We start from the raw sequence: 1,845 nt of genomic DNA, 5'->3' as shown, positions 1-1,845 counted from the left end.
AATCGAGTAGGAGGAGGCGCCTAGCCTCCGACCTCTCACACCACCGTACGTACCGTTCGGTATACGGCGGTTCAGTTTAAGTCTGACGTAGTTTTGTATATCGTTCATATAGATTTACTAACCCATGATGGAGCCAATAAACATTATTAAGGGTTTTGTCTAGAATAGGACTATGCGCTATGCGCCAATAACCCTTTCTGCTATTTCCCCATTCATATGCTTTTCCAAATGGGACGCCTAATCCTTTGAGTTTCCTCACTCTCGTTCTTGGTAATTTCCATTGCTTCCATAGGCACATTCTGAGTCTTCTTCGAATCCATGAATCTAAATTCTTCAATACGTTCGGAGTATCAATGAGGGCGAAATACCCCATCCAACCTCTAAGGTATTGCTTTAACTTATTTATTCGGAGTTCCATGGGTATCGGCAATTTTCTCGAGGTCATTTCCCTGATTCGTTTCTTTACCCTCTTCACCGTTTGTTTAGCCACTAGAACCTTCGGGTTCTTCTTTGACTTCGTGAAACTAAAACCGAGAAACGTTCTGTTCCAAGGGCGATCATACTTCGACTTCTCGTAGTTGACCTTTAGCTTCAGTTTATTTTCAATGAAGCTTGAGATATTTCCCATTGCACGTTTGGCGGCTTTTCGTGTCTTCACAAAGATAGTACTGTCATCCGCATACCTTACGAATCGAAGATTGCGTTTCTCTAGTTCTTTATCTAAATCGTCTAACATGATATTAGATAATAAAGGACTTAACGGACCTCCTTGCGGAGTTCCCTCCTCACTTTTATGAAAAAGTCCGCCTATCATAATGCCTGCTTGAAGGAATTTACGAATCAGTTTAAGAACTCGTTTATCTTCAATTTTCCGCTCTAACATTCCCATGAGCTTGTCATGATTCACTTTATCGAAGAACTTCTCCAAATCCATATCCACTACCCATGTATAACCTTCGGTTATATAGGACTTTGCCTTTCGAACCGCCTGGTGCCCTTGTTTGTTAGGGCGAAATCCATAGCTATTCTCCGAAAAGGTTGAGTCATATATCTTGGTCAATATTTGGGCAATGGCTTGTTGAATGAAACGGTCTAGAACGGTTGGAATACCTAATAGCCGAGCTCCGCCGTTTGGTTTCGGGATTTCGATACGACGGACGGGCTGCGGTTGATAGGTACCCTGTAAAAGGGCAGTTTTCATGTTGTACCATTCGGTTACGAGGTGCGGTCTCAGGTTTTGAACCCGCATTCCATCTACACCATGGCTTCCCTTATTTCTTTCTACACGCTTCAATGCCTGTATTAAGTTTTCCCTCTCTAGTATCTGTTCCATTAACATCGTTGATATCCTTTCTACGTGGATAAATGGTCTATTTGTGCCTTTATCTGCTCCACCCTTTTGAAGTTCCCCGTGGATTCACCACTTCTTCCTTCAAATAAGTTCCGTTAGGAATTGTTTGCTTCTTCACAGATAACGAACGCCTAGTATTCATCCTCCTTAATCTGTTCGGTCCTTCCTTATCTTCTCGAGTAGACAAGTACTATGACCTCTGCTGACTTCTGATGATTCAGCTGTCCATCACTGGACAGGTTACCAAGTGTACTTGGCTGTCATCAGACCTCCCCGGGTAAGAGTGCAATCTTTCCCTCCATCTATCTGCTTCATTTACTCTGTACCACCTTCGGCAGTAAGGACTTTGTTTTGTTTCGCAAACTCATCCAATGATACCTAGCCTTATATGAAGTTCGTGTTCCTCAGACCGGAGGTTTGCCGCTTGCTTCCTTCAGATTCCACGTCACCGTGGACACCCTTGCATTAAGCTAACCACTACTACTGCCTTCATG

General features: G+C 43.3%; 1 protein-coding gene. It reads right to left on the bottom strand.

Features of this window, described 5'->3' with window-relative positions; genetic code table 11:
• Positions 1-76: 76 nt before the first annotated feature.
• Positions 77-1,339: a group II intron reverse transcriptase/maturase gene (gene ltrA / locus N0M92_RS28995; protein ID WP_260289017.1), complete on the bottom strand. Its 1,263-nt coding sequence runs from the start codon at positions 1,337-1,339 to the stop codon at positions 77-79.
• Positions 1,340-1,845 lie beyond the last annotated feature (506 nt).

Source organism: Peribacillus aracenensis, assembly GCF_025175645.1.
GTDB classification, from domain to species: Bacteria; Bacillota; Bacilli; order Bacillales; family DSM-1321; genus Peribacillus; species Peribacillus aracenensis.
Note: the sequence above shows the minus strand (reverse complement) of the source record. Positions and strands in the feature narration are given on the sequence as shown.

Coding starts and splice junctions, on each gene's coding strand:
- ltrA (WP_260289017.1), bottom strand. CDS start 1,339: ATGTTAATGGAACAGATACTAGAGAGGGAAAACTTAATACAGGCATTG.